This window comes from Psychrobacter sp. ANT_H3 (genome assembly GCF_027919975.1).
In the GTDB taxonomy this organism is placed as follows: Bacteria; Pseudomonadota; Gammaproteobacteria; order Pseudomonadales; family Moraxellaceae; genus Psychrobacter; species Psychrobacter maritimus.
In genome coordinates, this window is sequence record NZ_JAQISM010000003.1 from 69233 (window position 1) to 82346 (window position 13114).

General features: G+C 42.8%; 9 protein-coding genes. 7 read left to right on the top strand and 2 right to left on the bottom strand.

Going from position 1 to position 13114, the window contains the following annotated elements; translation table 11 throughout:
* Nucleotides 1-83 precede the first annotated feature (83 nt).
* The 3 genes from hisG (at nt 84) to hisC (ending at nt 3702) form a co-directional block, all read left to right on the top strand.
* Nucleotides 84-779, top strand: coding sequence for an ATP phosphoribosyltransferase (gene hisG, locus PG901_RS02795; protein WP_201619273.1), 696 nt, complete (start codon nt 84-86; stop codon nt 777-779).
* 288 nt (nt 780-1067) lie between these two features.
* On the top strand, nt 1068-2363 hold the full coding sequence (hisD, locus tag PG901_RS02800) for a histidinol dehydrogenase (protein WP_271133431.1): 1296 nt from the start codon (nt 1068-1070) through the stop codon (nt 2361-2363).
* Nucleotides 2364-2568: 205 nt separating this feature from the next.
* Nucleotides 2569-3702, top strand: a complete 1134-nt coding sequence (gene hisC / locus PG901_RS02805) for a histidinol-phosphate transaminase (protein WP_271133432.1) — start codon at nt 2569-2571, stop codon at nt 3700-3702.
* A 272-nt stretch (nt 3703-3974) separates the two neighbouring features.
* On the opposite strand, the gene PG901_RS02810 is transcribed toward hisC, so the two are convergent.
* Nucleotides 3975-5711, bottom strand: a complete 1737-nt coding sequence (locus tag PG901_RS02810) for an anthranilate synthase component I family protein (RefSeq protein ID WP_271133433.1) — start codon at nt 5709-5711, stop codon at nt 3975-3977.
* A 2-nt stretch (nt 5712-5713) separates the two neighbouring features.
* Nucleotides 5714-6949: a beta-ketoacyl-ACP synthase II gene (locus PG901_RS02815; RefSeq protein WP_271133434.1), complete on the bottom strand. Its 1236-nt coding sequence runs from the start codon at nt 6947-6949 to the stop codon at nt 5714-5716.
* Between the two features lie 641 nt (nt 6950-7590).
* On the opposite strand from PG901_RS02815, the gene PG901_RS02820 reads away from it, so the two are divergent.
* The 4 genes from PG901_RS02820 to fusA all read left to right on the top strand — a co-directional run bounded on the left by PG901_RS02820 (nt 7591) and on the right by fusA (nt 12898).
* Complete coding sequence (locus PG901_RS02820; RefSeq protein ID WP_271133435.1) at nt 7591-8763, top strand: EcsC family protein; 1173 nt, start codon at nt 7591-7593, stop codon at nt 8761-8763.
* Between the two features lie 522 nt (nt 8764-9285).
* Complete coding sequence (gene rpsL / locus PG901_RS02825; protein ID WP_183621325.1) at nt 9286-9660, top strand: 30S ribosomal protein S12; 375 nt, start codon at nt 9286-9288, stop codon at nt 9658-9660.
* A 224-nt stretch (nt 9661-9884) separates the two neighbouring features.
* The gene (rpsG, locus tag PG901_RS02830) at nt 9885-10358 is read left to right on the top strand and encodes a 30S ribosomal protein S7 (RefSeq protein WP_183621326.1); all 474 of its coding nucleotides are present in this window, start codon (nt 9885-9887) and stop codon (nt 10356-10358) included.
* A gap of 413 nt (nt 10359-10771) precedes the next feature.
* Nucleotides 10772-12898 carry an elongation factor G gene (fusA, locus tag PG901_RS02835; RefSeq protein ID WP_271133436.1) on the top strand — a complete coding sequence of 709 codons (2127 nt, stop codon included), beginning with the start codon at nt 10772-10774 and terminating at the stop codon, nt 12896-12898.
* The last annotated feature ends 216 nt before the right edge of the window (nt 12899-13114 follow it).

Here is a 13114-nt window from a genome sequence, read left to right on the forward strand (position 1 = left end):
TGTTATTGGTATTCACGTCTATTTATTAAACTTAATAATGCCTTTTAAGTAAGGCAACTAACTGTACACGGACACGAGTCATTATGACTGAAGCAAGCAATAGCCTTCCAACTGACGGCTTATTAAACGAAGTAAATGATGAGTTTTCAGGTTTGACACTTGCGCTATCAAAGGGTCGTATCTTAGAAGAAACGATGCCTTTGTTACGCGCTGCTGGCGTTGAATTATTAGAAGACCCTGAAGCGTCGCGCAAACTTATTTTTCCAACCTCAAACCCAAATGTACGCGTCTTAATTTTGCGTGCCAGTGATGTGCCAACCTATGTTGAACACGGTGCTGCTGATTTTGGCGTGGCGGGTAAAGATGTGTTGCTTGAGCATGGTGCCAATCACGTTTATGAATTGCTAGATTTGCAGATTGCTCAGTGTAAGCTGATGACCGCTGGTGTTAAAGGTGCGCCGCTGCCAAATCGTCGTCTGCGTATTGCGACTAAATACGTCAATGTTGCCCGTGCTTACTTTGCCAGCCAAGGTCAGCAAGTCGATGTGATTAAGCTGTATGGTTCGATGGAGCTTGCGCCCTTGGTTGGTTTGGGTGACTTGATTGTTGACGTCGTCGATACTGGTAATACGCTACGCGCCAATGGACTTGAAGCGCGCGACCATATTTGCGATGTGTCGTCACGCCTTATTGTCAATCAAGTCAGCTATAAGCGTAAATTTGCCCTGCTTGAGCCGATTTTAGACAGTTTTAAAAACAGTATTGCTAGCGCTTCTTAAACCAATACTTGTTTGGTACTGATGCAACGCGCTTATCACACGCTAGCAATCATTGATAATATCAAGCACGGTTATACAAAATTTTAAACCAGTTTGGCGCTCTAGGATAGATATAGCGTGCTAAACTGGTTTTGTTGTATTTGCTTGCCAGAAAATGAAAGCTCAGTATAATCTGAGTCAGCCATCCATAAATACGCTGGGATACCAGCCTTTTTTATTTTCCTAATTGCCCTTTTATCCCATCTATTCTTTATAGCCGTATTTCATGCTCAACTATAGGATTAAGTCATGCGCCAACTAAGTACTCAAGATGCTGATTTTGACAGTCAACTGACCCAACTGCTTGCTTTTGAAACCGTGAACGATGTTGAATTGCTAAAAACCGTTGACGATATCATTGCAAAAGTACGTCATGGTGGCGATAGCGTGGTACTGGCCTTGACCCAACAGTTTGATCAGCATCCAGCGACGACGATACAAGAGCTAGAGCTGTCTAAAGAGGCGCTTGCTGCAGCGTTTGCCAATCTTGACGATACCGTCAAAACGGCTTTGATGACCGCAGCAACACGTGTGCAGACATTCCATGAGCGCCAAGTGCAAGAAACTTGGCAATATGAAGATGAACTTGGCAATCGCTTAGGTCAAAAAGTGACGCCGCTTGATCGCGTTGGTATTTATGTGCCCGGCGGCTTGGCATCTTATCCGTCTTCGGTATTGATGAATGCGATTCCTGCCAAAGTAGCTGGCGTTGCCGAGGTAATCATGGTGGTACCAGCGCCAAAAGGCGTGCTCAATCCATTGGTATTGGCCGCGGCGCATTTGGCACAAGTTGACCGTGTCTTTACCATTGGCGGTGCGCAAGCCGTTGCTGCCTTGGCATACGGTACCGAAACGATTCCGGCTGTAGACAAAATCACTGGCCCTGGTAACAAATACGTCGCAGCGGCGAAGCGGGCGGTATTTGGCCAAGTTGGGATTGATATGATTGCCGGCCCCTCTGAAGTATTGGTCTATGCAGAAGGCGAGGCGCAAGATCGCCCCGATTGGTTGGCGATGGATTTATTGTCGCAAGCGGAGCATGACCGTATCGCCCAAGCTATCTTTGTGACCACATGTAGTAAGCAGCTTAAAGAAGTCGCTGCTGAGATTGAAAAAGCCTTGGCAGAGTTGCCAAAAGCCGATATCGCCCGTGACTCCCTAAAAAATCGTGGCGCGCTGATTTTGGTTAAAGACCGCGCGGAAGGTATGGCGGTGATTAATCGCGTTGCCCCTGAGCATTTAGAGTTGTCCGTCGATGAGCCTGATGCGTTACTTGATGATATTCGTCATGCTGGTGCTATCTTTATGGGTCGTCATACGCCTGAGGCGATTGGTGACTATTGTGCAGGACCCAATCACGTGTTGCCAACCTCTGGGACGGCGCGTTTTTCTTCGCCGCTCGGTGTTTATGACTTTCAAAAGAAATCATCGATTATTTATTGCAGTGAGGCGGGTAGTAAGCCACTGGCTAAGACAGCAGATATTTTAGCGCAGCGTGAGGACTTAGAAGCCCATGCGCGCTCAGCCCGTTATCGTTATCAATAACAGCTATAGATTGATGTAGGATTTGCTTTTGAGTTCTATTTTGAGAAGCTTTTTTAAGCATGTATGTTTAATGACTGTATTTACGAGATAAATTTAACAACTGATTTTTAAGAACTATATTTACAAATTATATTTACAAATTATATTTACAAATTATATTTAATAAAGATGTCTAATAATGATATGGCTAATAGTAGGATAATTTATGAGTGAGTTAAAGATAGACACCAGACTTTGGTCTTCTAAAGCGCGTAACTTGTCACCTTACGTTCCTGGTGAGCAGCCTCAACATGAAAATTTGTGCAAATTGAATACCAATGAAAATCCATTTCCGCCCTCACCAAAAGTCGGCGAGGCAATCGCAAAGGTTTTACAGCAGCAAGCGGATGACCTGCGTTTATATCCTGCACCTGAGTCTGATGAGTTGCGTGCTGCCTTGGCCGAGTTATATAACCTTGATATCAATCAAGTGTTTGTCGGTAATGGTTCTGATGAAGTATTGGCGTTGGTATTTGCCAGCTTTTTCCTAAAAGAGCGCCCTGTTTTAGCGCCTGATATTAGCTATAGTTTCTACCCTGTTTATGCCAATACTTTTGGTATTGAACTGGTACAAATTGCCCTAGAAGAAGACTTTAGTATCGACCCCGATGCCTATCGTCAGCCTTGTAGCGGTATCATCATCGCCAATCCTAATGCCCCAACTGGTTTATTATTATCGCTTGCTGATATTCGTAAGCTTGCTGGTGAGCACTCGAATTCAGTGATTGTGATTGACGAAGCTTATATCGATTTTGCGCAAAAAGAAGAGGGTAGCTTGGATACAGAAGTGTCAGCGGTTAGCCTGATTAATGAGTTTGATAATTTGCTCGTGACCCAAACCTTTTCAAAATCACGCTCGCTTGCCGGTTTACGTGTCGGTATGGCGTTTGGTAATGCGTCATTAATCGAAGCGTTGACGCGTATGAAAAATAGCTTTAATAGCTATCCACTCGATAAGTTGGCGCAAGCAGGAGCGACCGCCAGTGTGTTAGATGTGGAATATTTTACCCAGACCTGCCAGCAAGTCATCGATTTACGCCAAGCGCTTACCGCCGAGCTGACGGCGCTCGATTATGAAGTGCTGCCATCGCACGCCAACTTTGTATTTGCCTGTCCAAAAGATGGTGAGGCAAGTGCGGTAGCCGGTACGTTACGCGAGCAAGGTATCATCGTGCGTCACTTTGATAAACCGCGTATCAATGAGTATCTACGTATTACCGTTGGTACAGCAGCGCAGAATCAGCGTTTAATTGATGCGTTAAAAGTGTTGCAAGCAGAAGCTGAAAGCGTTGCTGAGTAATACCTTGTTTAAGATTTATACTTTAATGGTCTAAAGCAAAAACACCAAGTTATAGTCAGTTCAAAATAAAATCGATACGTTAATAGTTAGGTGCGTCTGGTATAAATTTTCCTTGCTTGCTGCTATCACAGAGGCTACGAAAAATTCATCACAGTCGCACTGTGTCTGTTTTAACATGCGTCTACTATATATAAATAAAAAAGCCTGCTAACGTCATGTTGAGCAGGCTTTTTTATTGGTTTTTTCTTCATCTTTTTAAACGAAGCTGAAGTTTATTTATCACTATTGTCTTGAGTTAAAACACCTAAAAGGTTACCAACTTTATCAAGGCATTCTTGATATTCAGCATTGCAGTCAGACGCAACAGTGATACCACCGCCTGCCCATAAGCTAACAGGTCTTTCTTTTTTTCCTAGCTTATGATTTGATAAGGTATTTGCTTGTAAAGTACGTATCAATACATTCCATTGCCCGCTACCATCAAAGTTCATATAACCCAATGTGCCACAATAAGCACCGCGCGCTGCACCTTCTAACTCCGAGATAATTTCAACGGCGCGTTTTTTTGGTGTACCTGTAATGGAACCAGCGGGCAAACTGCCAAACAATACGGCAAGCGGATGGGTATCTGTCTTTAGCTCAGCGGTGATGGTGCTGACCATATGATGTACATTGCTAAAGCTTTCAATCGCAAATAATTGCGGCACTTTGACGCTGCCAATCTTGGCATATTTGCCCAAATCATTACGTAGCAAATCGACAATCATGACGTTTTCGGCACGATCTTTTTCGCTATCAATAAGCTGCTGTTTATAAGCATTATCTTGTTCAGTATTTAACCCACGCGGCATCGTACCTTTAATAGGTTTGGTGCGTATATGGTGCTTGCCAGTGTTATCGTCTTTATTAAAGGTAAAAAATAACTCAGGCGAGCAGCTTAACAATTCAAATTGATGGTCTTGCGTATCAACCCTCATTTCACTAGTAAGATCATTGACTGCTAAATACCCTGCAAACGGCGCATGGGTATTACGATGCAAGGCAGGTAAATAATCAATAAGCTTCGGTGTGACATTATCAGTGAGGTTTTGATTAAAAGAGCCTTGCCATTGTTGGGTGAGATTGATTTGATAGCAGTCACCTTGTTGCAGATAGTTTTGCGTTTTATCAAAGGCTTGCTGGTAATCCCGCTTACTCCATTGCGCATTTAATAATAAGGGCGTTGTTTTAAATGATTCTTCGAGCACTGACTTTTCTAATGTTTGGTTAGATAATTCCTTATCTAATATATCTAAATATGAGATAAGCGCTTTAACCAGTACGCCTTTTTGTTCGTCATCAGTATCAGTATCAGTATCAGTATCAGTATCAGTATCAGTGACGCTGTCTTTTATAGTGAGCTGCCAGCTCGTTTGCTCAGCATTTGGCGTTAGATAAATATCATAATGCCCTAAGGCGGCACAAGGCTGCGCTGCTAATTGTATTTTAGCGGCTGGGCTAAGCTCATAAGCGGCGATATCATAACCAATAAAGCCTATTAACCCATGATGATAACTTGGCTGCTCATCATGATCTTCAATCGACAGAGAATTCTTATCATAAGTGTTATCTGCGTTATGAGCCTGACTATAAGCAATCAAATCCTCTTGCCAGTCGCTATAACTCATATAACTGCTAATAATCGCTTGATTGGTTTTAGCATGACTATGTGAGCCATCACGGCAATTTTTTATGACTTTATAGATGTTCGGTTGTTGATTAGGCAATTTAGAATCAGAAAGATAATAAACCGACCAGCTCATTTTTGGTAATAAACCAATCACAGGTCGCCCATCGTTATTCAGCCAAACCAGTTGCCAGTTTGCGTTAGGATTTTGTGCGCATAAATAACGCTGTAGTTTTGGCAGTAACTCTGCGGCAGACAGGTCACCAAAACGCCAACTAGGTTGAGTAGCTGGCGATGGGGCAGATGCTGTCTGCTCAGTTTTAAGATGCGGTGCTACGAGCATAGTTAGGCGTCAAACTTTTTAATAATTAAGGTAGCATTAGTACCGCCAAAGCCAAAGCTATTACTCATAAGCGTTTCAAGCTTAACATCACGCTTTTCAGTGACAATATCAAAGCCTTCAGCAGCAGGGTCTAATTCTGTAATATTGATACTTGGGGCAATAAAGCCTTCTTGTAGCATCAGTAAGCAATAAATCAATTCTTGCGCGCCGACTGCACCCAAGCTATGACCGGTCATGGACTTGGTTGAGCTGATAGCAGGTACTTGACTGACATCATCACCAAATACTTTGGCAATGGCTTTAAGCTCAGTCACATCCCCTAGCGGCGTACTGGTACCATGGCTATTGATATAATCAACGCTTGCTAAGCCTGCTTCAGCAAGGGCAAGCTGCATACAGCGGACAGCGCCTTCACCACTTGGCGCGACCATTTCAGCGCCATCAGAGCTGGCACCATAACCGACGATTTCAGCTAAGATATTGGCACCGCGCGCTTGGGCGTGCTCAAGACTTTCAACCACGACCATCGCGCCGCCTGCTGCAATCACAAAACCATCACGGTTTTTATCATACGCTCTAGAGGCAAGTGTCGGCGTGTCATTATACTGCGTACTAACGGCGCCCATGGCATCAAACATACAAGACTGCGTCCAATGTTCCGCTTCACTACCGCCAGCAAGTATCACATCAGCTTTACCAAGCTGAATAAGTTCGGCTGCATGACCGATACAATGCGTTGACGTTGCGCAAGCAGAAGATAATGAGTAGGAGATACCTTGGATTTTTAAACCCGTTGCCAGCGCCGCTGATACCGAGCTGCCCATGGTTTTTGGCACCGCCATCGCACCGACACCGCGCAGACCTTTTTCACGCATCGCATCGATGGCATTAACGATATTTTCGGTTGATGCGCCACCTGAGCTTGCAACCACACCCACACGCGGATTATTGTTGATGGTCTCAAGCGTTAATCCCGACTGCTCAATGGCGTCTAAAGCGCTTACATAAGCATAAAGACTTGCGTCACTAAAAAAGCGCTTTAATTTACGGTCAATGCCCGACGTATCAAGTTCTGACTTATCAATACTACCGCTAACGTGTGATTTAAAGTCGTGCTCAGCATACGATTCATTGAACGTAATACCTGAGCGCCCTTGTTTAAGAGCATCGGTGACAGTAGCCAAATCATGTCCGATACAAGAGACTATCCCTGCTCCAGTGATAACAACGCGGCGCATATACTATTCCTTATGAGTAACGATTTTTTGATAATTACCTTTAACAATCGCTTTTAAATATTTACTGCTATTATCTAACATCCAGACCCTTTATCGTTGCTAATAAAATTAATAAATAAGGTTTTGGACGCTAAATGCTTATTTGACAGTCATTATAATGGTTAGAATAAAACACTATTCTTTATAGATACTACTTTATAAATACTGCTTGCTAAATAAAAGTACAACTGTACTTTGAATTATGGCCTATGATAACGTATCAAGGGTTTAAAATCTTGGCGTAAGTGTAAAATAACGACAAAACCACGCTTATTATTAAAAATAAACAGTTGATATTCTCGTAGGAATAGCACGGTGTGCGCCTCATGATTATGAGGCTAAAAGGTGAGATTATAAATAGCATAAACTCATTTCAGCCACAGCGCATTTAGTTATATACTAAAGTCCTTGGCAGCCATAGATAAAGGATACTTTTAGATACAAAACTGGCGCTGGCGATAACATTGTTGGCACTGACAGCCATTATCAGCGTTCGCTAGAATGGCATTCAATTTAAGAAGTATCTATTTAAGAAGTATCTGTTTAAAAAGTATCTATAAATAATATTAATAACAAACACTCATCATATTAAGGACATCAAGATGGCAAAGCGTAGCACTCTATATAAAGGCATTAGCAGCGTTGGCTCTTTTACCCGCAATAATCTAGAACGTATGGGCGCGATGATTGATAGCGTCAATGCTAAGAGCGGCAAACCGCGTCAATTTAAAGCGGTAAATCTAGGCGATGAAGACTATCAACAAGACTTGTTCCGCGAGCAAACATTAAAAGCAACGCAGCAATTATTGGGTAACCGCTTTGCTACTTATGGTAAATATGCCAAAAAAGTAGTACCAAACAGTTTATTTGAATCAACGGTTGATGGTGCTTTTGCCCAAGTCGCTAAGCTTGCTGCCAACTGGAGTCAGATTGACCTGCCAAATCAGCATCGTTTTGCCAATATCGCAAGCTTGGACGATGAAGAGCGTTATGCATTAGCGACTGATATTGCCAATCAAAACCGTGCTTTGGCAACGATAGGTGGCTTGACCGGTTTGGCTGGATTGCCAGGTTTGCTTGCTGATACCTTGTGGTTGTTATTGGTATCATTACGTACCGTCTATCAGTTGGGTGCTGTTTATAATAAGCCGTTAACGGGTAAGCAAGGCGTCAAGATGGCTTATGAGCTGCTTGCCAATGCTGACTTAAGTAAGATGCAAGAAAAACAAGCCCTACTAGCAGGTCTTGGTATCGGTAAAGGCTTACTCGACAATGCGCAAAGCAGCGGTCTGCACAATGAGCTAAAAAACTTAGGCTTGCAGAATAAAAGCGTCAATTTTTATGCTGAGCAAGTAGATAGCATTGCCAGTCAGGTTGGCATTGATTTAGACCAAATTAACTTGTCATGGATACGCCGCTTCTTACCAGTGACCGCTGTGATTATCGGTATGCGCTATAACAGTCAGCTGATTGATGAAGTGATTGGCGTGGCGCAAGCGACTTTTGCCCCTGAAGCCAAACTTGCTAACCGTGCGATTACCGACGATAGCAGTAGTGAAGCCGAAGTGAACAAACCTGTTAGCGATGATAAGCAGCAAGATACTGAGAAAAATGCTCAGAAAGAGTCAGGCGAAGTTACTGACAGCAAAAAAGAATCCGCTGTGTCCGCTAAAGAAAATGATAAAGACGTCGCGGAAGAAACCGAAAAAGTAAGCGATAAAAAAGACGCTAAAAAGGGTAGTGCGGACAAAGCGGCTGACAAGCAAAGCAAATAGAAATAATGTCGCCGCCTTACGAGCTTAGTACTTCGTTATTTTTTAATTTATCTTTTACTATATTTTAAGTACGGTGCGCATTTAGTGCTAAAATGGGCGGTGTTCTCTTTTTTCCAGTGAGCTTTTACTCATTAAGATTTATCTCATTAAATATGAGATAATCTTTAACAATAAGCTTGAAAAATAAGATAGCATCGCCATTTAGCTCTCATAAATTGCTATTTGTTTATTTCTAAATATCTTATCTAAACGATGTATGACGCTACTTTCGATACCATATTTAACAAACTGCTTTTTAGCCAGATTTTAACTAAAAACAGATAAAGTGGTATAGTGGTAGGCGTAATGCATATCTATCGAATGTTGTAAAGTACAATCACTCATAAGTGGTTGAAATAGCAGCAACAACTCTTTATAATACACTGTCCTAAAAATGGGTGTTCCGAAATCTGTCGTTAATGTCAGATGGTTGGCGCATTGCCCCATTTTTTTGTTTTATACCAAACGGGAGAAGGATGCCTCATGGCAACAACTAACCAATTGATTCGTAAAGGTCGCAAAACCATCAAGGAAAAGTCAAAAGTTCCTGCGTTGGAAGCGTGCCCACAACGCCGTGGTGTATGTACTCGCGTATATACTACTACCCCTAAAAAACCTAACTCAGCCATGCGTAAAGTATGTCGTGTACGTTTGACTTCAGGCTATGAAGTATCAAGCTACATCGGCGGCGAAGGTCATAACCTACAAGAGCACAGTGTTGTTCTTATCCGTGGTGGTCGTGTAAAAGATCTACCAGGTGTACGTTATCACACCGTTCGTGGTGCACTAGATTGCGCAGGCGTTAAAGACCGTAAACAAGGTCGTTCTAAATATGGTGCTAAGAAGCCTAAAGCTTAATAACTAAATGTTATTAGCTAAGCTTTTTTGTATCACCCATTAACTGTGCATGGGTCTGGTGTTAACGGTAGCTTTGTTAAATTAATGATTATTAAATTAATGATTTATTGTTATAACATACCGCCATGCAGTAAGGCTGACTGACAACTCGATATAACGCCATCCAATATCAATTGGTGCGAGATTGTGAATGTCAGACACTCCTGAAGAAAAGGATTATTATTATGCCAAGACGTCGCGTCGTTGCTACCCGTGAGATCCTACCGGATCCTAAGTTTGGTAGCCAAACTGTTGCAAAATTCATCAACCATGTCATGAGTCATGGTAAAAAATCTACTGCTGAGCGTATCGTTTACGGTGCTCTTGAAACAGTTAGCGAAAAACGTAAGATCGAAGACCCAGTCGCTTTCTTTGAAGAAGTTCTAGAAAACGTCCGTCCAATGGTCGAAGTAAAAGCTCGCCGTGTCGGTGGTGCAACCTACCAAGTACCAATGGAAGTACGCCCCTCCCGTCGTACTGCCTTGGCTATGCGTTGGTTAGCTGAAGCTGCTGCTAAGCGTTCTGAAAAATCAATGGCTTTGCGTCTTGCAGGCGAATTGAATGATGCTGCTGACGGCAAAGGTAATGCTATGAAAAAGCGTGACGAAGTTCACCGCATGGCAGATGCTAACAAAGCATTCTCTCATTACCGTTTCTAAGCTGGTCTTATCTTTTAATTCTAGCCTAGACGCTTAGGATTAACGGTTTCGGCCAGTTAATCCTTGTATTGTTGATTTATTCTATTGATTGCCGCCATCATCATTGGGTTGTTTAATTATTCTCATCGTAAGGTGATTGAATCGTTAAACCACTTAGATGGCGGACATCTGTCAAGATGCTGTTCTGAAAGGGATACTATTTCGAGAAGCCTGCAAAGTTACAATGCTTGCAACGCTCACAAAGAAAGTTTCCTGAGTTTGATGCCGCACTATTCTTGTATTTACTCTTTTTTTGTCCGTATTTGGCCCAATAATCAGTAAGTAATATAACGGAGCCGATGGCTTTGTCATAGAGAGTATGAGGTAGAGACACAACACATTAATATATACACGAATTTCCTTAGGAAAACACTATGGCTCGTAAAACTCCCCTAAAGCGCTATCGCAATATTGGTATCTCAGCGCACATTGATGCTGGTAAGACGACCACTACTGAACGTGTTTTGTTCTATACCGGTGTTAGCCACAAGCTTGGTGAAGTTCATGATGGCGCAGCTACCATGGACTTTATGGAGCAAGAACAAGAGCGCGGTATTACCATTGCTTCTGCGGCGACAACTTGTTTTTGGTCAGGTATGGCCAAGCAGTTTGATGAACACCGTATCAACATCATTGACACCCCAGGTCACGTTGACTTCACGATTGAAGTAGAACGTTCTATGCGTGTACTTGATGGCGCGTGCATGGTTTACTGTGCAGTAGGCGGCGTTCAGCCACAGTCTGAGACCGTATGGCGTCAGGCAAATAAATATAAAGTACCACGCTTAGCATTCATTAATAAAATGGATCGTGTTGGTGCTGATTTCTACCGTGTGGTAGAACAGATCAAAACTCGTCTAGGCGGCAATGCAGTACCATTGGTTATCCCAATTGGTAAAGAAGACAACTTCGAAGGCGTTGTGGATCTAGTGACTATGAAAGCCATCTATTGGGACGAAGCGTCTCAAGGTATGGAATATGAAGAGCGCGAAATCCCAGTAGAACTACAAGAAAAAGCGGAAGAATATCGTGAGTATCTAGTAGAGAATGCGGCTGAAGCATCAGAAGAATTGATGAATGAATACCTAGAAAATGGTGAATTGACGGTAGAGCAGATTCATGGCGCTATCCGTAAACTAACTATTGATAACGAAATCATTCCACTGCTTTGTGGTACTGCCTTTAAAAACAAAGGTGTACAGAAGATGTTGGATGCGGTTATTCAGTATCTACCTGCGCCAATGGACGTACCGGCTATTAAAGGTATCCTTGATGACAAAGACGAGTCTGAAGGCTTCCGCGAAGCGTCTGATGACGAGCCGTTTGCAGCACTAGCGTTCAAAATCATGAACGATAAGTTCGTTGGTAACTTAACCTTCGTTCGTGTTTATTCAGGTGTTCTAAAGCAGGGCAGTAGCGTTTATAACCCTGTTAAAATGAAGCGTGAGCGTGTTGGCCGTATCGTTCAGATGATGGCAGATGCTCAGGTAGAGCTACAAGAGATCCGTACGGGTGATATCGCAGCGTTAGTTGGCATGAAAGATGTCACTACTGGTGATACCTTATGTGATGAGCAAAATGTTATCACGCTAGAGCGTATGGAATTCCCAGATCCAGTTATCAGCCTAGCGGTTGAGCCTAAGACTAAAGCTGACCAAGAAAAAATGTCAATTGCTTTGGGTCGTTTGGCAAAAGAAGATCCATCATTCCGTGTACATACTGACGAAGAGTCTGGTCAGACGATCATCAGTGGTATGGGTGAGCTACATTTGGAAATTCTTGTTGACCGTATGAAGCGTGAGTTTAACGTTGAAGCAAACATCGGTGCGCCGCAGGTTGCTTATCGTGAAACGATTCGTAACACGGTCGAACAAGAAGGCAAATTCGTACGTCAGACTGGTGGTCGTGGTAAATTCGGTCACGTTTGGTTACGTCTTGAGCCTCTGGATCCAGCGGGCGACGTTCTATATGAATTCTCTGAAGAAGTTGTTGGTGGTACAGTACCAAAAGAATTCCACGGTGCGGTTGATAAAGGTATTCAAGAGCGCATGAAAAACGGCGTACTTGCTGGTTACCCAATCGTTGGCGTTAAAGCAACCTTGTATGATGGTTCTTACCATGATGTTGACTCGGATGAGTTATCATTTAAAATGGCTGGTTCTATCGCATTCCGTAAAGGCTTCATGGCGGCAAACCCAACCCTACTTGAGCCAGTAATGAAAGTAGAAGTTGAAACCCCTGAAGACTACATGGGCGATATCATGGGCGATCTTAACCGTCGTCGCGGTATGGTTCAAGGCATGGAAGACTTGCCTGGCGGTACTAAACAGATTCGTGCTGAAGTACCATTAGCGGAAATGTTTGGTTATGCCACACAAATGCGCTCAATGTCACAAGGTCGTGCAACCTATTCAATGGAATTCCAAAAGTACGCTGAGATTCCAAAATCAGTTGCAGAATCTATCATCTCTAAATTCAACTCTAAAGATGATGACGAGTAAATAATACGTATTAATCTGACAATATCGGGCATATCTCTGTATTGTCAGTAGAGAATGCGCCAATAATTGGTTAAAAGACTTGTTATTGGCCGCGATTTTCTTATAATATCTGCACATTAGTATGTGCACCCTTTTAACAACTATTTTAATGTGGTCAGTAATGCTTTAACCCTAGTACGTAAAATGTCGTACTTATATATGTTAAGCACTGACCCC

Excerpts from the sequence above, each read along its gene's own strand:
- hisG (WP_201619273.1), top strand. The coding sequence starts at position 84 with ATGACTGAAGCAAGCAATAGCCTTCCAACTGACGGCTTATTAAACGAA.
- rpsL (WP_183621325.1), top strand. The coding sequence starts at position 9,286 with ATGGCAACAACTAACCAATTGATTCGTAAAGGTCGCAAAACCATCAAG.
- PG901_RS02820 (WP_271133435.1), top strand. The coding sequence starts at position 7,591 with ATGGCAAAGCGTAGCACTCTATATAAAGGCATTAGCAGCGTTGGCTCT.
- hisD (WP_271133431.1), top strand. The coding sequence starts at position 1,068 with ATGCGCCAACTAAGTACTCAAGATGCTGATTTTGACAGTCAACTGACC.
- fusA (WP_271133436.1), top strand. The coding sequence starts at position 10,772 with ATGGCTCGTAAAACTCCCCTAAAGCGCTATCGCAATATTGGTATCTCA.
- hisC (WP_271133432.1), top strand. The coding sequence starts at position 2,569 with ATGAGTGAGTTAAAGATAGACACCAGACTTTGGTCTTCTAAAGCGCGT.
- PG901_RS02810 (WP_271133433.1), bottom strand. The coding sequence starts at position 5,711 with ATGCTCGTAGCACCGCATCTTAAAACTGAGCAGACAGCATCTGCCCCA.
- rpsG (WP_183621326.1), top strand. The coding sequence starts at position 9,885 with ATGCCAAGACGTCGCGTCGTTGCTACCCGTGAGATCCTACCGGATCCT.
- PG901_RS02815 (WP_271133434.1), bottom strand. The coding sequence starts at position 6,949 with ATGCGCCGCGTTGTTATCACTGGAGCAGGGATAGTCTCTTGTATCGGA.